Origin of the sequence: Sneathiella chinensis, assembly GCF_012720115.1 — a bacterium.
Lineage (GTDB): Bacteria > Pseudomonadota > Alphaproteobacteria > Sneathiellales > Sneathiellaceae > Sneathiella > Sneathiella chinensis.
In genome coordinates this window covers 716132-740894 of record NZ_VNWN01000002.1, presented here as the reverse complement: position 1 = coordinate 740894, position 24763 = coordinate 716132, and the positions used below count along the sequence as shown (strand labels likewise).

General features: G+C 56.8%; 24 protein-coding genes and 1 tRNA gene. 13 read left to right on the top strand and 12 right to left on the bottom strand.

Annotation, left to right across the window (positions count from 1 at the left end):
• Nucleotide 1: 1 nt before the first annotated feature.
• Nucleotides 2-1138 (bottom strand): thiolase family protein, encoded by a 1137-nt coding sequence (locus tag FQB27_RS03565; RefSeq protein ID WP_169559479.1) that lies wholly within the window; start codon nt 1136-1138, stop codon nt 2-4.
• 136 nt (nt 1139-1274) lie between these two features.
• A complete protein-coding gene (locus FQB27_RS03560) occupies nt 1275-1688 on the bottom strand; it encodes a MerR family transcriptional regulator (RefSeq protein ID WP_169559478.1) in 414 nt (137 codons plus the stop codon).
• Nucleotides 1689-2250: 562 nt separating this feature from the next.
• On the opposite strand from FQB27_RS03560, the gene FQB27_RS03555 reads away from it, so the two are divergent.
• From FQB27_RS03555 to FQB27_RS03515, 9 genes are all read left to right on the top strand, one after another.
• A complete protein-coding gene (locus tag FQB27_RS03555; RefSeq protein ID WP_169559477.1) occupies nt 2251-2571 on the top strand; it encodes an ArsR/SmtB family transcription factor in 321 nt (106 codons plus the stop codon).
• A 117-nt stretch (nt 2572-2688) separates the two neighbouring features.
• Nucleotides 2689-3606, top strand: a complete 918-nt coding sequence (locus FQB27_RS03550; RefSeq protein ID WP_169559476.1) for a sulfite exporter TauE/SafE family protein — start codon at nt 2689-2691, stop codon at nt 3604-3606.
• Nucleotides 3607-3610: 4 nt separating this feature from the next.
• Nucleotides 3611-4399, top strand: a complete 789-nt coding sequence (locus FQB27_RS03545; protein ID WP_169559475.1) for a TIGR02186 family protein — start codon at nt 3611-3613, stop codon at nt 4397-4399.
• Between the two features lie 152 nt (nt 4400-4551).
• Complete coding sequence (locus FQB27_RS03540) at nt 4552-5757, top strand: MFS transporter (protein WP_169559474.1); 1206 nt, start codon at nt 4552-4554, stop codon at nt 5755-5757.
• Nucleotides 5758-5782: 25 nt separating this feature from the next.
• A complete protein-coding gene (locus FQB27_RS03535; protein ID WP_169559473.1) occupies nt 5783-6589 on the top strand; it encodes a CoA transferase subunit A in 807 nt (268 codons plus the stop codon).
• A 1-nt stretch (nt 6590) separates the two neighbouring features.
• Entirely contained in the window at nt 6591-7325 is a 735-nt protein-coding gene (locus FQB27_RS03530; protein ID WP_169559472.1) for a CoA-transferase, read from the top strand.
• Nucleotides 7326-7376: 51 nt separating this feature from the next.
• On the top strand, nt 7377-8576 hold the full coding sequence (locus FQB27_RS03525; RefSeq protein ID WP_169559471.1) for a CaiB/BaiF CoA transferase family protein: 1200 nt from the start codon (nt 7377-7379) through the stop codon (nt 8574-8576).
• Between the two features lie 308 nt (nt 8577-8884).
• Complete coding sequence (locus FQB27_RS03520) at nt 8885-9331, top strand: nuclear transport factor 2 family protein (RefSeq protein WP_169559470.1); 447 nt, start codon at nt 8885-8887, stop codon at nt 9329-9331.
• Between the two features lie 184 nt (nt 9332-9515).
• Nucleotides 9516-10424, top strand: coding sequence for a DMT family transporter (locus FQB27_RS03515; RefSeq protein WP_169559469.1), 909 nt, complete (start codon nt 9516-9518; stop codon nt 10422-10424).
• Here FQB27_RS03515 and FQB27_RS03510 read toward each other — a convergent pair whose 3' ends face one another.
• Both FQB27_RS03510 and FQB27_RS03505 read right to left on the bottom strand, forming a co-directional pair.
• Nucleotides 10425-11690, bottom strand: a complete 1266-nt coding sequence (locus FQB27_RS03510; RefSeq protein ID WP_169559468.1) for a SulP family inorganic anion transporter — start codon at nt 11688-11690, stop codon at nt 10425-10427.
• Nucleotides 11691-12045: 355 nt separating this feature from the next.
• Nucleotides 12046-12122: transfer RNA gene (locus FQB27_RS03505), tRNA-Arg, on the bottom strand.
• A gap of 355 nt (nt 12123-12477) precedes the next feature.
• Here FQB27_RS03505 and FQB27_RS03500 point away from each other — a divergent pair.
• Nucleotides 12478-13578: a hypothetical protein gene (locus FQB27_RS03500; protein ID WP_206374260.1), complete on the top strand. Its 1101-nt coding sequence runs from the start codon at nt 12478-12480 to the stop codon at nt 13576-13578.
• Between the two features lie 182 nt (nt 13579-13760).
• Entirely contained in the window at nt 13761-14108 is a 348-nt protein-coding gene (locus FQB27_RS03495) for an antibiotic biosynthesis monooxygenase family protein (RefSeq protein WP_169559466.1), read from the top strand.
• 58 nt (nt 14109-14166) lie between these two features.
• Here the strand turns inward: FQB27_RS03495 and FQB27_RS03490 are convergent, their stop codons facing one another.
• The 3 genes from FQB27_RS03490 to FQB27_RS03480 form a co-directional block, all read right to left on the bottom strand.
• On the bottom strand, nt 14167-15717 hold the full coding sequence (locus FQB27_RS03490; protein WP_206374258.1) for a TRAP transporter large permease: 1551 nt from the start codon (nt 15715-15717) through the stop codon (nt 14167-14169).
• Nucleotides 15714-16217, bottom strand: a complete 504-nt coding sequence (locus FQB27_RS03485; RefSeq protein ID WP_169559465.1) for a TRAP transporter small permease subunit — start codon at nt 16215-16217, stop codon at nt 15714-15716. Before FQB27_RS03485 ends, FQB27_RS03490 begins: the two co-directional genes overlap by 4 nt.
• A gap of 63 nt (nt 16218-16280) precedes the next feature.
• Nucleotides 16281-17366, bottom strand: a complete 1086-nt coding sequence (locus tag FQB27_RS03480; protein WP_169559464.1) for a TRAP transporter substrate-binding protein — start codon at nt 17364-17366, stop codon at nt 16281-16283.
• A gap of 214 nt (nt 17367-17580) precedes the next feature.
• Here FQB27_RS03480 and FQB27_RS03475 point away from each other — a divergent pair, with 214 nt between their 5' ends.
• Nucleotides 17581-18246, top strand: coding sequence for a UTRA domain-containing protein (locus tag FQB27_RS03475; RefSeq protein ID WP_206374256.1), 666 nt, complete (start codon nt 17581-17583; stop codon nt 18244-18246).
• Nucleotides 18247-18352: 106 nt separating this feature from the next.
• Here FQB27_RS03475 and FQB27_RS03470 read toward each other — a convergent pair whose 3' ends face one another.
• Both FQB27_RS03470 and FQB27_RS03465 read right to left on the bottom strand, forming a co-directional pair.
• Nucleotides 18353-19831 carry an ABC transporter substrate-binding protein gene (locus FQB27_RS03470; protein ID WP_169559462.1) on the bottom strand — a complete coding sequence of 493 codons (1479 nt, stop codon included), beginning with the start codon at nt 19829-19831 and terminating at the stop codon, nt 18353-18355.
• Nucleotides 19832-19864: 33 nt separating this feature from the next.
• On the bottom strand, nt 19865-20854 hold the full coding sequence (locus tag FQB27_RS03465) for a P1 family peptidase (protein WP_169559461.1): 990 nt from the start codon (nt 20852-20854) through the stop codon (nt 19865-19867).
• Between the two features lie 135 nt (nt 20855-20989).
• Between FQB27_RS03465 and ggt the strand changes: the two genes are divergently transcribed.
• Nucleotides 20990-22702, top strand: a complete 1713-nt coding sequence (gene ggt, locus FQB27_RS03460) for a gamma-glutamyltransferase (protein ID WP_169559460.1) — start codon at nt 20990-20992, stop codon at nt 22700-22702.
• Between the two features lie 20 nt (nt 22703-22722).
• On the opposite strand, the gene FQB27_RS03455 is transcribed toward ggt, so the two are convergent.
• The 3 genes from FQB27_RS03455 to FQB27_RS03445 form a co-directional block, all read right to left on the bottom strand.
• Entirely contained in the window at nt 22723-23445 is a 723-nt protein-coding gene (locus FQB27_RS03455) for an SAM hydrolase/SAM-dependent halogenase family protein (protein ID WP_169559459.1), read from the bottom strand.
• Between the two features lie 12 nt (nt 23446-23457).
• Nucleotides 23458-24231: a methyltransferase domain-containing protein gene (locus tag FQB27_RS03450; protein ID WP_169559458.1), complete on the bottom strand. Its 774-nt coding sequence runs from the start codon at nt 24229-24231 to the stop codon at nt 23458-23460.
• Between the two features lie 126 nt (nt 24232-24357).
• Nucleotides 24358-24753, bottom strand: a complete 396-nt coding sequence (locus FQB27_RS03445; RefSeq protein WP_169559457.1) for a hypothetical protein — start codon at nt 24751-24753, stop codon at nt 24358-24360.
• Nucleotides 24754-24763: the final 10 nt, after the last annotated feature.

Genomic DNA, 24763 nt, shown 5'->3' with positions numbered 1-24763 from the left:
ATCAGCAGGCCTCCAGAATTGTCGCAATCCCCTGACCACCACCGATACACTGGGTCGCGAGGCCAAGCGACTTGCCTTCCCGCTGCAGCAGGCTGGCCACCTTACCGGTGATCCGGGCGCCGGTTGCCCCCATGGGATGCCCCATGGCAATGGCGCCGCCATCGATATTGGTGTTGTCATATTTCATGCCGCTTTCCTTCAGCACGGCAATCGACTGGGCGGCGAAGGCCTCGTTCAGTTCGATAATATCGATATCAGCCAAGGTCAGACCAGCCCGCTTCAATGCTTTTTCTGTCGCCGGGACCGGGCCAATGCCCATGACTTCCGGGCCGCAGCCGGCAACCGCAATGGACTTGATCCGCGCCATCTTGGTCAGTCCGTTGGCATCGGCATATTCCTCGGAGCAAATCAGGGTGGCAGACGCCCCGTCTGTCAGCGGCGAGGATGTGGCCGCCGTGACCGTTCCGCTGGCATCAAACGCCGGCTTCAGACCGGCCAACCCTTCCATGCTGGTGCCGGGACGGATGCAACCATCCAGCTCAATCCGCTTGTTGCCATCCTGAATGGCAATGATTTCATCGACGAACTTGCCAGCTTCGCGGGCGGCAGCGGCACGGGCATGGCTTTCCACGGCCATTTCCTCCTGCTCCTCGCGAGAGATATTATACTGCTTCGCCAGATTTTCAGCCGTCACCCCCATGGAGACGTAGGCCTCTGGATAGGACTTGTACAAACCGGGATGCGGGGCCGGGTTAAAGCCACCCATGGGCACCCGTGTCATGCTTTCGATACCACCGCAGACAAATACCTCGCCCGCGCCCATCTGGATCGCACCGGCGGCCATATGGATGGCCTGCATGGACGAGCCACAGAAACGGTTCACGGTTGTTGCGGCGGCTGTTTTCGGCACACCGGCCAGGAAACTGATGATCCGCGCCACGTTGAAGCCCTGCTCGGCTTCCGGGAAGGCGCAGCCCATGATGATATCCTCGATATCCTCAACATTGACCCCTGTAAGCTCGATGAGGCCCTTGACGACCTGTCCGGCCATTTCATCCGGACGGACCTTTGTCATCTCGCCCTTATTCGCAAGCGTGAAGGGTGAACGCGCATACCCTGCAATGACCACATTCTTCATGATCCAGTTTCCTTTCAAACTTTCCTTGATCCCTGCTCCTCGCCGGGAACCGTAAGAATTTCAGAGTTGGGAGGCCCGCTCCCGAGCCTCCATGTGAACCTTTAAAAATGACACGAAAAAGACGGATATTGCTCCGTCAGGCCAGCTTCTTGACGAAAGCACCGCCTTCGGCACCGCCCCGCGCCATATATTCCTGCATATCCGAGAGGCCTTCCTCCAACTCGGCAATCGCCTCGTTGATATCCTCGCGCTGGACTTTCAGCTTTTCCAGTTGCTCCTCGCATTTCTGCTTCGTGTATTTGAGCTGCTCCATGGAGTCATTTTCAGGGTCGTAAAGATCGATCATCTTCTTGATATCCTGAAGACTGAACCCAAGGCGCCGCCCCCGCAAAATCAGCTTGAGCCGGGCCCGATCACTTCTGGAATAAATCCGGGTCAACCCGTCCCGCCGCGGCGTCACAAGCCCCTTATCCTCATAGAAACGGATGGTTCTGGAGGTAACCCCGAACTCTTCCGCCAAATCCGTGATAGAATAAAATACGTCTTCCATGTGCGACCGATTCCCAAAAATTTACCCTGCCCGCAGCAATGCGATACCCCTGAAGATTAGTTTCCCTTTACGTAAACGTCAAGTTTCCTTTACGTAAACGTCAAGTTTTTTTGTGTGAGGGATCACAAAGACGTGCATTGACACAAAACTTTTGCTAGTATTTGGGCGTCGGCGAGCAAAGGCATGCTGGCGAGACGGTGTATGTGGACCCCACAATGATCAATTGCAGGGATTTTTGGACTTACAGGCCAGAAGAACAACCAGGATCTGGCAAAGGGTGGCTCCATACCGCTGAAAATCAAACAGCGGATGCGGGCCATGTTCTTTTTGTAACAACCAGAAACCGGGCCACGCCACCACAAGTCTTGCCCACATCCGTCCCACGGTCCGAACCCGATGCGTCTTGCTTCAGAAGGGCATCCCGGGATCGTACAGGGGATTTTTCGAAATCATGGACGGCGGTTTTCCGCAGACCTTTGCACATCGCTGATTTCCTTGAGAGGGAACAAACAATGGCGGGCGCAAACTGACCAATAGTGTATAACTCGGGGGAGGCACACAAATGGGAGCAACGGAGAGTACGGCAAGGGACTTCAAGGCGATGGAGAGCGAACTGCCTCGGGCCAGCAAGATCCTGAAGTCACTGGGCAACCAAAGACGGTTGCAGATACTGGCATGCCTGTCGGAACGGGAAATGTCGGTTGGGGAACTGGAACGCACCATCCAGATCAGTCAGTCGGCTCTGTCCCAGCATCTGGGCCGCCTGCGCCGGGACGATATCGTCACCACGCGGCGCGAGGCACAGACCATCTATTACTCGCTTTACAGTGACAGTATCCTGCAATTACTGCGCTCGATACATGTAACCGTATCGCGCTCCTGATTTTTCAGACATTTAGCAGCATTTTTTCAAGGGAGATATTACATTCCCCACCGGTTTATAGTATAGGCTGGAGTATACTTGCTTTACTTTTCGCTAACCTAGAGGCAAATCCATTCCATGCCCGTCTATCTTCCCATCGCCGAGATTTCAGTGAATCTGTTCCTGATTCTGGGCATGGGCGGTGCCGTGGGGTTGCTGTCCGGCATGTTCGGCGTTGGCGGCGGGTTCCTCATGACCCCCCTTCTGATCTTTACGGGCATCCCGCCAGCGGTGGCGGTGGCGACCGGCGCGAACCAGCTTGTCGCAGCCAGCGTCTCCGGCGTCCTTGCCCATTGGCGGCGGGGGAATGTGGACCTGAAAATGGGAACCGTCCTTTTGGTGGGCGGCGTCATCGGTTCCTTCTTTGGCACCTGGATCTTTACCCTCCTCAAGGAACAGGGGCAGGTTGACCTGCTGATTTCCATTTCCTACGTCCTGTTTCTCGGCGTGATTGGCGGCCTGATGCTGGTCGAAAGCATCGGTGCCCTGATCCGCCGCAAGCAAGGTGTCGTCCGGCGCAAGAAACTGCACCAGCATTACTGGATTCACGGCCTGCCGTTCAAGATGCGGTTCCGTAAATCCAAGCTGTATATCAGCGCCCTGCTCCCCATCGGTCTCGGCGTCCTTGTAGGCATCCTGTCCGCCATCATGGGGGTTGGCGGCGGCTTCATCATGGTTCCCGCCATGATCTATCTGTTGGGAATGCCCACTTCCGTGGTGATTGGCACTTCCCTGTTCCAGATTATCTTTGTCACCGCGAACGTCACCTTCCTGCATTCATTCGCTACCCAGACCGTGGATGTCATGCTGGCCCTGCTGCTGATGAGCAGTGCCGTAATCGGCGCCCAGTTCGGCACAAGGATCGGTGCCAAGCTGCGAGGCGAGCAACTCCGCTCCCTGCTGGCCCTACTGGTTCTTGCTGTCTGCCTGAAACTGGCCGTTGATCTGGTGCTCAGGCCGGAAGACCTGTACACGATCGGACTGTTGGGAGGCTAACCACATGAAGGCATCCCTGATACAGCACAGCCAGGCGCTCCTTTTCCTGCTGACCTTTACAGGCACCCTGCTGGCCCATACAAGCCTGTCCCGTGCTGATGGCTCGCTGGTCACCGACATCTCGTCCCACCTGATTTCCGTCACTTCCGACTTTACCGGCACCGACCTTTTGTTGTTCGGGACGGTGCGCGGCGACATTGCCTCGGACGGACAGGAACATGGCGATATCATTGTTGTTATCCGCGGCCCGGAAACCGAGGTGATTGTCCGCAAGAAGGAGCGAATCGCGGGCATCTGGGCCAATACGGACGCCCTTGAGATCGACAAGGTGCCGGGCTTCTATGCCTCTGCCTCGAACCGACCGGTCCGCGAGATTACCTCTGGCAACACCCTTGACCGACTGCGGATCGGGCCGGAACGGATTGCCTTTCGCGAACTGGAGAGCCGCAGCGATGCGGTTGACTTCAAACGGGCCATCGTGCGCCAGCGGCAGGCTGAACAGCTCTACACGGACGGGCAGTCAAAGGTCTATTTCCTCGGCCCCTCCCTGTTCAGGACAACGATTCATTTTCCGGCCAATGTCCCGGTTGGGACCTATACCGCGGAATTCTACCTGTTCAAGAACGGAGACCTGATCAGCGCCCAATCCTCGCCCCTGTTTATCAAGAAATCCGGGCTTGGCAGGCAGATCTATGACTTTGCCCAAAACCATCCGGCGTGGCATGGTCTGGCGGCCATTATCATCGCCCTGATTGCCGGTTGGGTGGCATCGGCGATCTTCCGAAAAGAATAGCGGCGCTGAAAAATAGCTTCCTTTCCCGCGCTTTACTCTGCTAGTTTTGGGAAAACGGCATCTCGCCAAATCAATAAGAATAATAATCTGGGCTTCTAGTCGCCCCAAGCGGAGCCTGTACTTTGTCACAAGGCCAAAAATCCGAGCTGACAATGCTGTCCATCAGCATTGTTGTTATCTGCTTTGTGCTGAGCCTCATCACACGGATGGCGCCGGAGCATTTCCCGAACCTCGTGTCTCCCCTGATCGATGAATTCAGTTGGTCCCGGAGTTCCGTCACCTCTATCTATTCGGTTTGCGCCCTGTCCACCGGCCTGTCCGGCCCCATCGCAGGGTTTCTGTTCGACCGGTTGGGCCCCCGGAATATCTTCACCATCGGATTGCTGTCCGGCGGCTCGGGCCTTGTCCTTGCGGGATATTCCAACAATCTGTGGAGTTTCTATATCGGCCTTGGCGTCATGGTCGGGTTCGCCACAGCCTGTTGCGGGAATGTGCCCACATCCGCCCTGGTCAGCCGCTGGTTCAAGACCAAGCTGCCGCTGGCCATGAGCGTTGTGTTCTCCTCTCTTGGCGCGGGCAGTTTTGCAGGCCTGTTCGGCTCCCAGCTTCTGATCAGCACCTTTGGCTGGCGACAGGCGGAAATCATCCTCGGCTGTTTCCTGCTTGCGATGATCCCCATCCTGCTTGCCCTGCCCTGGAAAACACTGGCCGCCGGCAGCCGCCTTCACGTTGAAAGCCGGGCGGCGGAAATGAACGCCAGCCGCCCCCGCAACACGCTGTCCAGTGCCATCAGAACCACCAATTTCTGGGGACTGTTTCTAGTGTTCTTTGTCACCGCCAATGGCATTTATTCAATCATGATCCAAAGCGTGACCTATCTGATCGACCACCAACTAACCCCGGTGGATGCGTCCCTGCATGTGGGCCTGACCGGGCTGTTCATCCCGATCGGCATGATTACCTGCGGATATCTCCTGACCCGGTACCGCGTCAGCGTTGTGGCCATCGGCACCTTTGTCACCACCATTTCCGGGGCGCTGTTTCTGTGGAGCTTTGACGACCCCGGCGAAATCTGGAAGCTGTATCTGTTCGTGGCCCTGTTCGGCCTCACCATGGGAACCCGCGCCCCGATCAACGGCTCTGTCGCCGCCCGCTTTTTTGCCGGGCCAAATTTTGGCTCCATCTATGGCTTCATCTATATCGGCGGGGGCCTCGGCACCGCGACCGGCTCTTTCCTGAGCGGCTGGATATTCGACACGACGGGAAGTTATTCCGCCGTCTTTCTCTTCTCCCTGACATGCCTGATCAGCGGCGCGCTGCCGTTCCTGCTTGTCAAAGACATTCGCACCATCAGATAAACAAACAAAAAGGGATGGAAATCAGATGATCTATTCAATTGAAGATCTGATCAAGAAGATACCGAACGGCGCCAAGATCGCCGTGCCCTCCGATTATGCAGGGGTAGCCATGGAGGCGACCCGCGAAATCATCCGGCAGGGCATTTCCGATCTTCACCTTGTGGGGATCCCCACAAGCGGCCTGCAATCAGAACTTCTGATCGGGGCCGGACTTGTCAAAACCTTTGAAAGCTCCGCCCTGACCCTTGGCGAATACAACCCGCCGCCCCGCTTCAATCAGGCCGTCAAGGATGGCACCATCAAACTGGTGGACGCCACCTGCCCGGCCATTCACGCCGCGCTGCAGGCCTCCCAGAAGGGGCTGCCGTTTATGCCGCTCCGCGGGATTATCGGCAGTGATATCCTGACCCATCACCCGGACTGGAAGGTTATCGACAACCCGTTCGCCGACAATGACCCCATTGTGGCCATCCCGGCCATCCGGCCGGATGTGGCCCTGTTCCACGCCCCGCTTGCCGATCGGAACGGCAATGTCTGGGCCGGCCGTCGCCGCGAACTGGTCAACATGACACAGGCCTCCAAAACCGCACTGATCACGGTTGAGAAAATCACCGACACCCCGCTTCTTGAGGACGAGACCATGGCCGCCGGTGTTATTCCGGACCTGTATGTGGGGGGTGTTGCCCATTGTCCGAAGGGCACGTGGCCACTGGCCTTCTGGCAGGGGGACGGCGAGGATTCCGAAAACCTGTCCCAGTATCGCAGCATGGCCCGCAGTCAGGAAGGGTTTGATCAGTATCTGAACGAGTTTGTTTTCAAGGGGGGCAAGTAACATGACCATTGCAGACGAGAAAAAAGCCCTGATCTGCTTTATCGCCAATCTTCTGAAAGACTGCCGCCATGTGGCTGTCGGCGCCTCCTCGCCTATTCCGGGGGCAGCTGCCCTGCTGGGCAAGGCCGCGTGGAATGCCCCCAGTCACGTGAATATTCTGGGCTCCACCCAGCACAACTTCTTCACCAACGGATCAGTTGAACTGTTCGATTGTGCGGCACAGGGCCGAATTGACGCCTTTTTCCTGGGCGGCGGTGAAATTGATGGTCAGGCCAATATCAACCTGATGGGCATGGGCGACTATCCCAACAACGCCCCGCGCTGGCCGGGAACGTTCGGGTCTGCCTATCTTTACTATCTGGTGCCCAAGGTCATCCTGTTCCGCGAGGAACACACGCGCCGCGTTCTGGTCGACAAGGTAAACTTCATCAGCAGCCCGGGTACCTCCGAGGACAATATCTATCGCACCGGCGGTCCTTACGGCCTGCTGACCAACAAGGCCTTTTTCCGTTTTGACAGGGAAGCACGAAAGTTTAGACTGCAAAGCATACATCCCTCCAGTTCACTTGAGGATATTCTGGATAATACCGGGTTTGAATTCGACTATTCGAAGGACACCCCGATTACACCAGCGCCGGATGCCGGCCTCCTCAATATTCTGGAAACGGAGGTAAGGGAAAAAGTAAGGGAAGTGTATCCGCAGTTCGCCGAATCCGTTTTCGCGCCAACCGCCTGATACGCTTTTAGAAACAAGCGGGAAAAACCCGCCATAGGAAAAAGGAAAGTCATGTCTCTTAAAGGTGCACTCAAAGGCCTGAAAGTAGTTGATTTGTCGCGTGTATTGGGCGGACCGTTCTGCACCCAGATTCTCGCCGACCACGGGGCAGAGGTGATCAAGGTGGAGCCTCCGCAAGGCGATGAAACACGCACATGGGGTCCTCCCTTCAACGAGGAAGGCCTGTCAGCCTATTTTTCCGGCGCCAACCGGAACAAGCGCTCCATTGCCCTTGATATCCGGACGCCGGAAGGCAAGGAAATCCTGCTCAAGCTGCTCAGGGACGCCGATATTCTGGTCGAGAATTTCAAGACCGGCTCCATGGAAAAATGGGGCCTTGGATATGAGGATGTCCTGTCCCGCGAATTCCCCCGCCTGATCCATTGCCGGGTCACCGGCTTTGGCGCGGACGGACCGTTCGGGGGCTTCCCCGGATATGACGCCGTGATCCAGGCCTGGGCCGGGCTGATCAGCGTCAACGGGTCCCCGGATTCCGGACCGGTTCGCGTCGGCATTCCGCTGGTGGATCTTGGCACCGGCATGAACGCCGTCATCGGCATCCTGCTGGCCGTGAACGAACGGCATGTATCCGGCAAGGGACAATCCGTCGAGGCATCCCTCTATGACACCGGCATCCAGTTGCAGCATCCTCATGCCGCCAACACCCTGATGTCAGGGAACGCCCCGCGCCTGACCGGCAACTCACACCCCAATATCGCACCGTACGATCTGTACCAGACAGCGACCGCCCCGATTTTCCTCGGGATCGGTAACAATGGACAGTTCCGCAAGTTGTGCGCCGAACTGGGCCGCAGCGACATGGCGGACGATCCGCGTTTTGGCGACAATGCCAGCCGTCTACAGCATCGGGATGAATTGAATGCCCTCATTAACGAGGCGCTTCATGACAAGGACGGGATCGAGTTTGCCACCCGCCTGCTGGACGCCGGCGTCCCGGCAGGGGCGGCCATGTCCGTCCCCGAAGCCCTTGAACATCCGCATACCCGTCACCGGGAAATGGTTGTCGAGATGGATGGCTACCGGGGAACCGGTGTCGCCGTCAAGATGAGCCGGACCCCCGGCGCTGTTGTCAGCCCCCCGCCCGCCTTCGGTGCGGATGGACGCGACATTCTGTCTGATGTGGGGTACAGTCCTGACGAGGTGGAACGCCTGCTTGAGGACGGCATATTGTGGGAGCAGCCGAAGTCATAGCCACAACAGTACTATTTTTTCCGGGCGCAGAGGAACTTTAACATTCCGGATGCCAGAACAGGAGGCATCCCGAAAACTGGGAACAAGAAAATGGTGAAATTTGGTGTACAAGGTCTGGAACCTCTTGCAAAAGGCTAGCTAAGCCTCTGTTCGCAAACACTTAAATGCAGAAATACCCCGAAAAACAACCTTTCGGGGTATTTTTTTCTTTTCTTCTCCCGCAAACACGTTACTATTAATTAGTGTATTTATAAATTAGTGTTTCTTGTTGTGTAAATTCGCTCCACTCTTCAAACGAGGGCATACACATGTCGAACACGACCTATGAAAAAACAGTGGATTGCTTGCTCAGTCGCGTTATCAATGGGGACACGTATCAACTGCCGGAAATGTTTACCAATGACAGCGAGATTCACGTCTGTCTTGGGAACCAGCTGAATTCAGACAGTTTTTCGGCCACCTATATTGGTGAAAAAGGCACCCTGAATTTTCTGAAAATGTGCCGGCAAATGTTCGATTTTACCCACATTACCCCTGCAGAATATCATCTTGAAGGTCACAAGCTGATTGTGCGCGGTGATCTGGAATGCAGCCTGATCGCCAATGGGCAGGGCTGGGTCTCCGGCTGGATGCAGATCTGGACCTTCGATAAGGACAAGATTTCAAAAATCAGGATGTTTGCCGATTATACGGCCGTCCCGCGACAGCCGAATATCAAGCTCGACTATGCGGGCATCCGGGCCACAGCGAACTAAGCGACTTCTTCGGGACCAGACCCCCTTTGGGCGGGAAACGGCGGCGCAGCCCCTCTCCCGGACCACGGCCAATCCCATTCCCTCTGACTGACGCGGCGGAACCTGTTCCGCTGCGCCGGACAGATCTAATGACATTTTCATCATAAACAGTTGTCAGTCTGACGGTTTCTCCGTACAAAACATCATGACAGCGATTGTACGGGCCATCCGGTCACCTGCGGGGCGAGCGCCCCTTTTCATGATTCTGGGTATGCTGCTTGTTCCGCTGATGGATGGGACGGCCAAGATACTGGTTGCCGATTATCCCGTTGCCCAGGTGGTGTGGGGCCGATACGCCTTCAATCTGCTGACCCTGCTGCCCCTGTTTCTGCTGTTGCGGCAACGGCTCCGCTTTTCCCGGACGCGATTCTCGTTGCAACTCTCCCGCGCCCTTTTCCTGCTGGGGGATACCGCTCTCTTTTTCGCGGCGCTTTTCTTTATTCCGCTGGCCAATGGCAAGGCCGTGTTCTTTGCCTCTCCGCTGATCATGACGGCCCTTGCCCCGCTTATGCTGGGTGAACGGGTCGGTCGTCACAGATGGGCAGCGGTCCTGATCGGCTTTACCGGCACCCTGTTCATCCTGAAACCCGAAGCCTCCGGTCTGTCTATCGGATATGCCCTCGCCTTGGGATCGGCATTTCTCTATGCCCTCTATCTGTTGATGACCCGCAAGCTGTCCAGCAGTGCACCGCCGCTCATGTCCCTGCTCTATACCGCCCTGTTCGGCACCCTGATCATGTCCCTGTTTCTCCCCTTCCACTGGGTGATGCCCGATGGGCGGGGCTGGGCTTTGCTTGTTGCCACCGGCGCCCTTGGAACCATCAGTCACTTTTGCATTATCAAGGCGCTTGAAATCGGCAGCGCCTCCCAACTTGCGCCCTTCTCCTATGCGGAAATCATCAGCGCAACCCTGTTCGGATTGGTGGTATTTGGAAACTTCCCCGATATGGCAACCTGGACCGGCATCAGCATTGTCGTTGCCAGCGGTCTCTATATCCTGCACCGGGAAAACCGGCGCCAGCGACCGGAACAAGAGACATCAACCAGTACTTAATTATCGGTCAGGCTCAGTCCAATCGCTTTCAACAGACTTTCGGCGGTTTAGACGCATGGCAAGTCCTATCGCTACCCCGACACCAATAGCGACAGTCAGGTCAACCAAAACCGTCAAAACCATGGTCAACAACAGGAGAAACTTGTCGCTGTTTCGCCCTTGTGCATATTCCGACCATTTGTGTGGTTCGCTCATATTCCATGCCGTAACCATGAGCAATGCGGCCAAGGCTGGCATTGCAAGATAACCAGCAAGTGGCGCAGCCAGCAGCAAAACCAGAAGAATGACAGCGGCATGTATCAATCCAGCGACAGGCGTTTTACCGCCTGCACGGATATTGGTAGCCGTTCGCGCGATCGCACCCGTTGCAGGCAAACCTCCAAACAAGGCTGACCCGATATTGGCCACCCCTTGTGCTGTAAGCTCGGCATTGGGGCGATGCTGACCGGCAATCATACGATCAGCCACCATCGCGGACAGCAGCGATTCAACGCCAGCCAAAAACGCAATCACAACAGCAGAAGGAAACAGTTCGACGATCCTTGCCCATGACAGATCAGGTATGTGGGGGGCGGGCAAGGTGTTGGGCAACGCACCAAAGCGGGAGCCTATCGTATCGACAGGCAGCCCCAAGAAGATGACAAGCGCCGAACAGATAGCGACCGCGACAATCAGTCCGGGAACACGCGGTGCAACACGGCGAAGAACAACAATCAGCCCAACTCCGAGAACCGCAATCAAAAGCGCTGAGAGGCTCAGGCTTTCACGGGCGGCCCAAAGCGCCGGTATTTTCTCAAGAAAATCAGCGGGCACGTTTTCGACGGCCAATCCCAGAAAGTCTTTCAACTGGCTTGTCGCGATAATAATGGCAATACCTATCGTAAACCCGTTGACGACAGCTTCAGGAACAAAAGAAATCAGGTTTCCCGCCCTGAAATATCCGGCAACAAGCATGATAAAACCGGCCATGAATGTTGCTATCACCAACCCGTCATAACCGTGATTGGCGATGACCCCAAAAACAACGACGATAAATGCGCCCGTCGGACCCCCAATCTGAACACGACTTCCGCCTAGTGCAGAAATCAGGAAACCGGCAACGATTGCCGTGACGAGGCCTGTTGCCGGGTCCGCTCCCGAAGCAATGGCAATGGCCAAGCTGAGAGGCAACGCAACCATAGCCACTGTTGTGCCGGCAATAAGATCGGCAACGAACTGGTTTCGATCATAAGTCTTGAGAGTGGTGAGAATTTTGGGTCGGCGCATAGAGTATCACCATAAGGAAGTAGCAACTTGAACGATTGTATACTGACAGAGTCTGAGTGAAGCCCTATTTCTCTGCAAATAATTCCCCCAAATTCAAGGGATGGGCAATTGGAGTTAACCAAACCGGAGGGATGCAAAGGAAGAGCGTGGCCTCACCGGGCGCGCCTCTGGCGATATCGCGGTCACAATGGTCGCGATCCTCAAGAGCCGGATGATAAGGCGCAACCGCCACCCGGAACCCATGATAGTCTGCTGGTTACAGCCGTTTCTCGAGCAAGGGCCTCAAGCTAAAACCAGCCGCGCCTGATCTCGAAATCAAAACCTTAAAAGGAAGTATAGCTTAAAATTTGAGGTATGGCGCACCGGGGAAGATTCGAACTCCCGACCCCTAGATTCGTAGTCTAGTGCTCTATCCAGCTGAGCTACCGGTGCTTAAACCATGTTCCAGTTCTTGGGAAACTGGGTGACAAGAAATGTTCCTGTCTGCTGTGGATCGGGAACCTAATCAAAACAGAAGCGCATTGCAAGGACAGATTTTAAAATTTTTTCAAAAATCAGAAAATAAATCCAAACTTGTCCCGCCGCACTTCAATGACTAGTATTCTGAAAGGTTTTACTGTATTTACGTCAAGGACGTGTTCGAACAGGGGGCTTCGTATACCCGTCGTCGGGTACATACGGGCAAAACAACAGAGTGTTTTAGAATATGGTATTTCGCATTACCCGACCTTTCGTGTTGAGTGCTGCCTTGCTGGCAGCTGGTTGCTCATTCGTCGATGAATCTCTTATGCCTGCCCTGACAGGGGATGAGGCAAATGCAACGGCTGAAGGGCAACCCGTACAGATCCAACCATCAGAGGCGGAAAACAATCCGGACCCCACGGTCAGCGGTGCTGGTGCACCTCCTGCTCTGGGATCGACAAACTTTGTCACGCCCGGGGTCACCCCGGCACCCAATACGGGGACATTTGTCGGCCAGAAAGTGGCAGTCCTGCGCGGTGAACTTTCTGCGCTTCAGGAACGCCTGCAGCTCCGGAACCAGCAGCTACAGCAGATCCGCACCACCACAACAGCCAACTCGCAGGCCTATCACGGCACGGTTGCGGCCATCAATACACGGCTTCAGGTCGGGACAACCCCTGGAAACCCGGTTCTGATCAACCAGTGGAACCAGGCCCAGTTGCAGCTTGAACGGATCGCGGGGGATATTTCCTCCATGAACAGCCTCGCCAATGCGGTGGCCAGCGATTCAAGCATGTCCGCCTATCTTCTGGAATCCACCCGGGCCGCCTATGGCCTGTCCGGTGCCATCGAGGAAGATCACCGCCAGCTGGCCATTCTGGAAGACGAGACAAACCGCACCGTGGTTCTGGTCGATCGCATCCTGAACGAACTGTCAGAAGACATCAGCCGCCAGACAACCTATATCGCCAACGAGCGGTCCAACCTGACCACCCTGTCCCATTCCATCAAGAATGGTGAACTTCTGGGGGCCAGCCTTGGCAGCCGGGCCTATCTGTCAACAGCACCTGTCGCCTCGACCAGCCCTGTTCTTGGCACAGGTACCCGCAGCTTTGATGCCGGCAACCGCCAGCCGCTGGTGGTTATCCGTTTTGACCGGGCCGACGTTCCTTATGAACAAGCCCTGTATACAGCGGTCAACCGTACCTTGCAGTCCCGGCCACAGTCTGTCTTTGATGTTGTCGCCATCAGCCCCATGCAGGGCGGTGCGGCCAATGTCGCCCTTAACCAGACCAAGGCCACCCGCAATGCGCAGCGTGTCCTGCGGTCCCTGACGGATATGGGTCTTCCGGCCTCCCGCGTAAGCCTGTCTGCCTCTTCCAGCAATCAGGCAGCCAGCAACGAGGTTCATATCTACGTCCGGTAATCCTTCGGACAGAGTTTCAAAAAAGCGGCGGATTTTCTGCCGCTTTTTTTATGCCTGAACCCCTGCTGCCACGCAAAAGCCCATCCCCTCTCCCAATCCTGAAACCTGAGTATATACTCATCCCTGTTCCGAAGGATGCTGGCGCGCCCTTCTCTTCAGATACAGGAAAGGTATGCAGGATCATGATTGCGGTTATCTTTGAACTCCTCCCCCACCCCGACCGGAAAGAGCGGTATTTCGAACTGGCGGCCTCCCTCAAGGAGGAACTGGCCGGCATGGACGGATTCCTGTCCATTGAACGCTTTGAAAGCCTGAGCGAGGAAGGGAAATACCTGTCCCTGTCCTTCTGGCGAGACGAGGAGGCCGTCCGGCAATGGCGACAACGGGAACATCACCGGCAGGCCCAGAAAGAAGGGCGGGCAGGCATTTTCCAGAACTATCGCCTGCGGGTTGCCCATGTGCTGCGAGACTACGGACTGGACGACCGGGGCGAGACACCGGACGATTCGCGCTCCGTTCACGGCGGGTAATCAGATACAAAAAAGGCGACCCGTCCGGATCGCCTTTTTTTTCGATATCATTGCAGCTTTAGTAAATGAGCTTTGGCAGCCATACCGCCACATCCGGCAGCAACCAGATCAGCACCACGGCAAAGATCTGCAACAGGATGAACGGGATGACCCCCTGATAAATCTGTCCTGTTGTCACCTCTTTCGGGGCAGCCCCCCGCAGATAGAACAGCGAGAAGCCGAAAGGCGGCGTCAGGAAGGAGGTTTGCAGGTTGATCGCAATCAGAACGGCCAACCACATGGGATCGTGCCCCATCAGGATCAGGGCCGGCGCCACCAGTGGCAGCAGAATGACCGTGATCTCGACGAAATCAAGGAAGAAGCCCAACACAAAAATGATCAGCATGCTGAACACCAGCGCCCCGGTGGCACCGCCCGGCATGGATTTCAGGATATCCGCAATGCGGTCCTCACCGCCCAGACCGACGAACACAAGACTGAACACGCTGGCCGTCAGGATCGTGGCAAAGATCATGGCGGTCACGGTCATGGTCGAGGTCAGGGCCGGGCGCAGGATTTGCGCCAGCGCAATCTTGCGAAGGGAGGTGAAGATCGCCGTAGAGCCAATCAACACCAGTAGGATATAGAACCCGGCGGCCATATATTCGAAGACGCCTGTATCGGATCGCTGCATCCGGATCGGGGCAATGCCGGACAGGATCGCCAGCAGGATCAACGCCCCGCCCCCGACAATGATCAGGGTCGGCGATGCCCCCTTGCGAAGACCTGCCATCAACAGCGCGCCAACGGCGCCCACCGCTGCGGCCTCACTGGGTGTTGCGATGCCCCCGAGAATCGCGCCAAGCACAGCAACGATCAACAGGACCGGCGGAACAATGGCCCGCATGATCTCGATCCGGCTGGGCTTGTCCACATGCTCGCTCATGGCCGGGGCATCTTCGGGGCGCAACCAAGCCCGTGCCAGAAGATACAGGATATAAATCCCGACCAGCACCAGACCCGGTATCAGCGCCGCTGCGAAAATCTGCCCCACGGAGATGGTCTCGATGGTGAATTTCCCTTGTGCGAACTGGGCCTGCTGATAGGCATTGGACATCACATCCGACAGGATAATCAGCAAGGTGGACGGCGGAATGATCTGCCCCAACGTTCCCGAGGTACAGACAACACCGGACGCCAGTTTCGGGCTGTATCCATTGCGCAGCATGGTCGGCAGGGCAATCATGCCCATGGCAACAACCGTCGCCCCGACAATCCCGGTGGACGCGGCCAGCAACGCACCGACCAGCACCACCGACACACCCAAGCCCCCGCGAACGGAACCGAACAGACGGCCCATCGTTTCCAGAAGGTCTTCGGCAATACGGCTTTTCTCAAGGACGATGCCCATGAACACAAACAGCGGAATGGCGATCAGCACATCATTGGTCAGAACACCAAACACCCGCTGACCAAGGGCCCCCAGAAGCGACAGGTCGAAAATTCCGGTCATCCAGCCGAGAAAAGCAAAAAGCGTTGCCACACCGGCGATGGAAAAAGAAACGGGATAGCCCAGAAGGATGCCGCCAATGAGGGCGGCGAACATCAATAAATCAAGGGGAAGGCTCACGATTTTGCCTCCTTAATACGCAACAGATCGCGGATCAGGGCGGACAGCCCCTGAATCAGGATCAAAATACAAAAACCGGGAATCAAGGATTTCAGAAGGAACGAGGCCGGGATCCCCCCAACCGAAATGGGGCCTTCCAGAATGGCCCATGATGTGCGGACCGTGGGCCACGACCAGTATAACAGGACAATCATGGCCGGGAACAGAAACAGGACATGACCGAACAGGTCAATCTTGGCTTTTCCCCGATCCGACAGTCGGGCATAGAAAATATCAACCCGCACATGAGCATTGACCAGATAGGTATATCCGGCCCCCAGCATAAACAGGGTACTGTGAAGATAGAGGACGCCTTCGTTCAGAAAAATAAAACTGATTCCGAAGACATACCGCAAAACGACGATGCCGAATTGAAGCAGAACCATTGCAAGGGCACACCACCTGATGATGTCTCCTACGGCTCGGTTGATCCGGTCGAGGCTGTCAGCCATTTTCTCCATGGTCGGCATTCCACTCAAAAGAGTTGCGGGCTCACTTTGGAGCCCGCAACATTTGGTTATTCCTTAGTACTTGTAGTCCAGCGAACGGGCGTTCATCTGGCCGTTATCCGCATAGGTCATGTAGTCGGAGACAGAAGACCGGTAGGCGAGGAAGCTGTCAACGATACGGCGTACCAGATCGTCGTCATTCTCGCGCAGTTCCGCGATCACCTCACCGGCGGCATTACCCATGGCAACCAGCACGTCATCAGGCAGCTTCTTGACCTGGACACCCTGCTCGTCAACCAACTGGCGCAGCGCCATGGCATGCTTGGTGGTATATTCGGTCCAGACCGGGTTATACAGACTTTCACAAGCATAGGTCACAGCCTGTTTCAGGTCTTCCGGCAGTTCCTCATACGCCTTGGCGTTGACGGCGCATTCCTCGGCGGAAGACGGCTCGCCCACACCCGGCCAATAGTAGTTCTTGGCAACCTGATAGAAACCGAGCGCACTGTCGGTCCAGGGGCCAATGAACTCACCCGCATCCAGCGCGCCGGACTGCAGAGCCTGGAACATGTCGCGGCCACCCATGGCCTGAACAGCCATGCCCAGCTTCGCACACATTTCAGAGGCAAGGCCGGTGGTCCGGAAACGAAGACCCTTCAGGTCATCCACGGAATTGATTTCATTCTTGAACCAGCCCTGCCACTGGGGACCGGAGTTCCCGCACAGGAAAGGTTTCAGACCAAAGCGGCCATACATTTCATCATACAGCGCCTGACCACCGCCATGGGTGAGCCAGCCAACCTGTTCGTCCGCACGCAGGCCGAAAGGCTGCGAACCGAACATCAAAATCCCCTTGGACTTGGAGCCCCAGTAGGACGGAACAGCGTGATAGAGTTCTGCGGTTCCCTGTGAAACAGCATCAAAAACACCGCGGCCCGGCACCAATTCACCGGCTGCGTACAATTTTACTTCGATCCGGCCACCAGACAGGGCCGTAATGCGATCAGCCAGTTTTTGGGCAGCAACCCCCGGTCCGGGAAGGTTTTTCGGCCATGCCGTTACCATTTTCCACTGACGTTTGCCACTGGCCAGAGCAGGCGAGGCAAAGGTTGCCGCGGCAGCACCGACACCGGCTGTTTTGATAAAATCCCTGCGTTTCATTTTGATCTCCTTGCGATAGACCTGTTAGTGCGGCCACGCCGCATGCCCCTGTTAAAGAGCCTTCTTGCTTCTGTCAGCCCCAAATCTTCACTTTGATTCTTGCTTCTCATTACAAGAAGCTATTTGATATGAGGATAATTTATGCTAATATGTGCACACATAAAAGTCAATGTGAAACCGGATTGAAATGCAACGCCCGTTATCCCACCATACAGTGAGAAAACTCCTCCTGAAACGTATTCATTCAGGGGAATGGGCGCCGGGTGCGATTATTCCGGTCGAAGCGGACCTTGCTGTTGAATATGGCTGCTCCCGCACCACGGTGAACCGGGCCCTCAGACAACTTGCCGAAGCCGGGATTGTTGAGCGCCGCCGGAAAAGGGGGACCCGTGTGAACCCCACGCCCGTCGCCCGCACCACCCTTGAAATCCCGATCATCCGTCAGGAAGTGACCGACCGGGGCGGCGACTACAGCCACCATATCCTGCTGCAGGAAATGGCCCCTGCGCCTGCTTTCGTCTATGCCAAGCTGGGACTGCCGGATCAGGACCTGTTGCATCTGGAAACCCTGCACCTGTCGGACAATCGCCCCTACATGGTTGAGGATCGCTGGGTCAATGTGGACGCGGCCCCCCATATCAAGACGGCCCCCTTTGATAAAATCAGCCCCAATGAATGGCTGGTGCAAGAGGTCCCCTATTCCGATGGGGAAATCAGCTTTTCCGCCTGCGCCGCCGATGAACGGGTTGCAGAACTTCTGGAGGTGAAGGTTGGCACCCCCCTCTTTCTGGTAGAGCGAACCACCTGGATGGACGGATCCCCCATCACCACCCTGAAAATGTACTATACGGAAGGCTTCCGCATGAGCAGCCGCCTTTAAGGCCCCCGCCTAAGGCAGAAGCGAGGATTAGCGCCTCAAGCAGAACGCATAAAAAAAACCCGCCGGGATGCCGGCGGGTTTTCTGTTTTTACCTGAAGGAACGGGATCAGTCTTCCCATTCCATGCGGGCGATGTCCGTTGCGAACAGGTGGAAGTCCGGCCAAACGCCTTTCAGGCCCTTGCGGATCACGGCAACACGCGGCAACTGGAACAGGAAGCCATTGACGGCATCGTTGGCCAGAATCCGCTGCGCTTCGTGCAGCTTGGCAGTCCGGATTTCCGGGTTGATGGCTGTTTCAGCGTCACTCATGACCTTGTTGAAGGTCTCGTTGTGATAGTTGAAATAGTAGTTGTCACGGGCATAGATGTTGATGTCCATCGGCTCCACGTGACTGACGATCGTCAGGTCGTAGTTCTTGTTCTTGTAGACCTCGTCCAGCCATTTCGGCCAGTCCACATTCTCGATCTTGACCTTGATACCGATATTCTCAAGCTGTGCGGCAACAATCTGTCCGCCTTTACGGGCGTAGTCATCAACCGGAGGCAACTTCAGGGACAGTTCAAGACCGTTCGGGTAACCGGCTTCTGCCAGCAGGGCCTTGGCCTTTTCCGGGTTGTACGGATAGGTATCTGTCAGATCGATATAATCCGGGTGATGCGGCGCGAAATGAGAGCCGATCGGTGTGCCGTAACCAAACATGGCACCATCAATGATTTCCTGACGGTTGATGGCATGGGCAATAGCCTGACGAACCTTCAGCTTTGACAGGGCCTCGCGGGCATTATTGGTGCTGAGGATTGTTTCACCGTTGGAGTTACCGGACAGGATTTCGAACTGTCCGCCCAGCTTGTACTGGTCCAGTGTTTCATTGGGAACAACCGCATAATCCACGTCACCGGTCAGCAGGGACGCCATGCGCGAAGCCGCATCATTGATAAAGCGGAAGTTGGCTGTCTTGATCTTCAGGTTGGCCAGATCGCGGTAGGTTTCCGCCGCCTTCATCTGGATGGAATCGCCCTTGATCCAACGGACAACCTTATACGGGCCGGTTCCAACCGGGGTCGTTGCGTTGTTTGCGTCGCTGGCCGGATCAACGATCACGGCTGTTGATTCGCCAAGCTGGGCCAGGAAATCGCCCCGCGGCTCTTTCAAGGTCAGGACAACAGTGGCCGCATCCGGTGTTTCGATGCTGGCAATATTGGTGAAACGGTCTTTCCGCTTGTTCTGGCTGCCTTCTGCGGCGTTCTGCTCGAACGTGTATTTCACGTCGGAAGAGTCAAAATCGGCGCCATCATGGAACTTTGCGCCTTCAACCAGCTTGAAGGTGTAGACCAACCCGTCCGGGCTGACGGTCCAGCTTTTGGCCAGCAAGGGCGCAACCTTGCCGTTGATGTCGATCCGGGTCAGCCCTTCATAGACGTTGTAGAGGGTCACCAGCGAAATCGCCGCAGCCGCACCTGTCCGCGGGTCCAGCCCCGGTGGTTCCAGCCGCTGTGAAAAATTCACGGTATCCTTGGCCGCATTTGCCGTCATCGGCGCCAGAACGGCGGATGCGACTGCTGCTGCGACAAACAACTTTTTCATACCTGTCTCCCTGTAGTTCTCTTTGGTAGCTCTTTATTTGGACCGATAGGCCGGGATTCCCCCGATACTATCTGCATGATATACCGCCCGCGCAACTGCCCGGGCAACACAATCCGCTGCGATGGAGCCGATTTTCGCCAAACTCAGCGGCGTCGGTTCTTCCAATTGTTTTTTCTCAGTCGATAGTACAAATATAGTATCCCCATCGAACGGGGTATGTACAGGCCGGATTGCCCGCGCATAGCCATCCTGGGCCATGATCGCGACCCGCTGGGCCTGTGATTTTGTCAGGGCCATATTGGTGGCAACAACCCCAATGGTGGTATTACCGCCAATCCGCCCTTCTGCGGGCAGATCCATGACCACATCACCTTCCAGTTTCGGGGCCCCAACGCCGCCAAACTCCTGCCCCTGTTCCAGCTCCCACGCCCAGAAACTGTCGGTTCCCGGAACCGTCACGCTTCCCACCGGGTTCACCGCAATCAGGGCACCAACCTGAAGGCCATCCTCTGAAACAGCCGAGGCACTGCCGAGGCCGCCCTTGATGCGGCCCGCCGTCGCCCCGAAACCGGCGCCAACATTCCCCAATTCAAAGTCATGGGAAACCGACAGGACCGCCTGACGGCCAAGCTCGTGGTAGGGCGGGGTGTCGCCCCAGTTCTTGTCCCCGCCATTGATCAGGTCGAACAAAATGGCCGACGGCACAATCGGTACGGTCATGTCATGAATCTTGAAGCCCCGCCCCTGCGTGGCCAGAACATTCACCGCGCCCGATGCCGCATCCAGTCCGAAAACCGATCCACCGCTGAGGACAATACCATCCACACGGTCCACCAGACAGTCGGGTTTCAGGACCTCGGTCTCCCGCGTGCCGGGGCCTCCGCCCCGCACATCCACGGCGGCAACCGCCTGTTCATCGGGGATGATGGCTGTCACGCCAGAGATAACACCCTCATGGTGAGCATTTCCCACTCTGATACCATCGACATCCGTGATAAGGTTTTTTGCGCCCGGCTTGATCATTCTTGTTACTTTTGTTGTTTCTCTTGCAATGGGGTGCCGAACCCGGAAACAGGCCCCTCGCTTATCGCAGGGCGGACCGGTTAATTGGTTTGGCAACAAACAATATTCTATCAAAAAGAGAAGGGGGAGATAAACATGATTTCGCGCTTATTTAAAGATATAATTGTCAGACTGGCCATATTCACCGCCCCTTTCCTGCTTCTGGCGACCGTCTTTTCCCCTGCGCAGGCAGAAAACCGCTTCATGATTTCGGCGGCCAATCCCCATGCCGCACAGGCCGGACACGACATTCTGGCCCGCGGGGGAAGCGCCGTGGATGCCGCCATTGCCACCCAGATGGTCCTGACACTTGTGGAACCGCAATCGTCCGGGATCGGCGGGGGCGCCTTCATGCTGCATTTCGATGGGGGCAGCAAGACCCTGACCACATTTGACGGCCGTGAAACCGCGCCTGCGCAAGTGGACGAAAGCTACTTCCTGAAAGACGACGGCACGCCCTATAAATTCTATGAGGCCGTTGTGGGCGGCCGGGCCGTTGGTGTGCCGGGTGTTCTCGCCATGCTGGAACAGGCCCACCAAAAGTACGGCAAGCGCCCCTGGGCGGAACTTTTCGAGGCGGCAATCGCCCTTTCCGAACAGGGCTTTGCCGTATCGCCGCGCCTTTTCTATCTGCTCGACACGGACAAACATCTTCGCACAAAGGCCGTCGCAGCCGCCTATTTCTATGATGCGGATGGCAGTCCCCATCCGGTCGGGCATATGCTGAAAAACCCCGCCCTTGCCGCATCCTTCCGTGCAATCGCCAAAGACGGGGCCAAGGCCTTCTATACTGGCGCCATTGCCCGCGATATTGTGGCCGCGGCCCAATCGGACCCGGACAATCCCGGCCTGATCTCCCTGCCCGACCTTGCCGCCTATCGGGCAAAGGAACGCCCGCCTGTCTGCATTGAATACCGCATCACTTCTGTCTGCGGCATGGGGCCACCCACATCCGGCGGGATTACAAGCCTGCAAATCCTCAAGATCCTTGAAAAATGGGACCTGTCCGCCGCAAAACCCGGCAGCCTTGACGCGGTATCCCTGATTTCAAAAGCAAGCGCGCTGGCCTTTGCGGACCGGGGCAAATATCTGGCGGACAGTGATTTTGTCCCCGTCCCCACTGAAGGCTTGCTGAACGGCGGCTATCTGGCCGCCCGAGCCGCTTTGATCGAGGATACGGCCGCCTCTCTGCCCTATAAGGCGGGGCAGCCTGCCGGTCGCGACGGGGCCTTATCGGACGACAACGCGCTTGAGCTGCCGTCCACCAGTCATTTCAGCATTGTTGACGGGGATGGCAACGCGGTCTCCATGACCACGTCGGTGGAAAATGTGTTCGGGTCGCGCCTGATGGCGGGCGGCTTCATCCTGAATAACCAACTGACGGATTTTTCCTTCCGTCCCCACGGGGAGGACGGGCCTGTTGCCAACCGCATTGAACCCGGCAAACGGCCGCGCAGTTCCATGAGCCCGACAATGGCGTTCAATGGGGATGGGTCCCTCAGGCTGGTGGTTGGCTCTCCCGGTGGCAGCCGGATCATCGGCTATGTCACAAAGACCGTCATTGGCGTCCTGGATTGGGGTTTGACGGTACAGGCGGCCATCAACCTGCCCCACCATATCAACCGCAACGGCACCCTTGATCTTGAGGCTGGCACCCCGATTGAGGCCCTGCAACCCGCCCTTGAGAAACAGGGCTTCAAGGTCACGGCCCGAACCCTCAATAGCGGCCTTCACGCCATCGAGGTGACGGGGGACGGCCTTCGCGGCGGGGCAGACCCCCGGCGGGAAGGCATCGTGCTGGGGAATTAGGCGGGCACGCCAAACCGCCCCTAGTCAAAGGCGATGCTGTCACCAACGGACAGGCCGAAAAAGTCATCGGCCCGTCCCTTGTTCACCGCAATTTCGATCAGGCCGTTGGCGTTGAGATACGCCAGCGGCTCCCCCTCTGGCACGCTGGAAAAGGTTGTTTCAAGGGGCAGCACCGTCCCGCCAATGATCAGGGCGCGCACCCCGGCCCCCGCATCCAGCCCGGTCATGACATTGCCATACCTGTCCACATAGATCACTTCTGCCAATTGCGACGGAACGGCTTTCCCGGCCAAACTGTCCGTCGGAATCTCAACCAGCAACTCCTCCGCGTCGCCCATGGCCAGCCGGGCCGCGACCGGAGCGAACAGGTCGCGCCCGTGAAAACTGTTCGATAATTGATCGGGACGCCAGACTATTTCCCACGCCCGCGCCCCCGCATCCATCGCCACAACCCGTGAAAAGAGGCCGTTATCCGGCCCGACGAACCAGCGCCCCTGACTGCGCACCACCACCGGTTTGCGGTGGCCGCCCACCCCCGGATCGACCACAGACAGAAAGACGCTGTCCCGCTCAAAATCCGCCATATAGGCCGCCAGAAGATAGCCGCTCGCCTTGGGAGAGAATACCGGGGCATCCGCAAACAGGGACAGAACCTCGCCGGTATATCCCGCGCGGCGCAGTCGGGCCGTCATTTGGGCCAGATAGGGCCCTTCGGCCCCAAAATCCGTAAACAGAAGAATCATGCAGGCCCGCCCCTATTCCTCGGCAAGCTCCAGAACGATGAACAGGCGGGAAAACGGATAAATGGTCGATCCATCCCGTTTCAAAGGGTAGGCCTCCAGCAGTCGTTCCGCGTATTCCTGCTCAAAGGCCTTGATGTCCTCTCCCTCCAGTGCGGCAAGGAACGGGCGCAGCGCCGTTGACCGTGTCCATTCCAGAACCGCGTTCTTGCCCTTCAGAACCTGAAAATAGGTGGTTTCCCAGATATTCAGATTGCCCTCATAGGCGGACAGAAGATCATAATACCAGTTGATATTGTGAACCGGCGCAGGCCGGACAAGATGCCCCAGCTTGTCAAACCACCTGTCGGTCCCTGCCAGATCAAACAAAAGACTGTGGGACGGTGCCGTGAAATTGTTGGGCATCTGAACCGCGAACACCCCGCCGGGACGAAGCTGACTTATCAGGCGGGGGAACAGTTCTTCGTGGTCATCCAGCCAATGCAGGGCCGCGTTGCTGAAAATAAGATTGGCCTTGCTGGCAGGATTGAAATCCCGGATATCCTCGTTCTTCCATTCGATGGAGGGATGATCCTGCCGGGCCCGGTCCAGCATCTCTTCCGATGTGTCGATGCCCGTCACAATGGCTGTGTTCCAGCGTTTGGACAGCAGGGATGTCACATGGCCGGTTCCGCATCCCAAATCATAGATAACCATGGGGGAAGCCAATGCCACTTGCCCCAGCAGGTCCAGCGCCGGGCGCAGCCTGTGGTCCGTGTAAAGGTGATAATGGTCCGGATTCCAGTTCATGAACGACCCTCCCTTTCAAGACCCTTCCTTAATAGCAGGTTATGGGCCGGGCCTGAACCGTATTCTGGTCCGCCCTGTACCGAGAGGGGAAAACGCTGTGCTGATCCGCTGGTAGCGACGCTTTGACTAGTCGGCCTCGGCCTTGCCGTAGCTGGCCTCCACATACCCGTCGGTTTCGCGGGCAGGGTCAACGGCAACCTCACTCATGTCCACAACCCGCGCACCGGTCGTGCCCAAGGCCTCTTGCGGACGAACCCGTGGTGAGGCATTGGTCTGATACGGGTTTTCCCGCGCATAGCAATCAACACCCCCAAGGGTGCGATAGCAATAGACCTGCTCCTGCACCAGTTCCTTGAGGCGGGGACGGCAATAGCTTTCCCCCAGCATGACGTTGACGGTGGAGCAGTCCTCCTCCATCACCTGGGAAACTTTCTCGTCGATCACCGCGACAGCTGCCGTTGTACAGCCGGACGTCACCCCGAGAATGGTGAACAGCAGCAGGCTTGACAGAAGTCGGATCATCCTTTTTTCC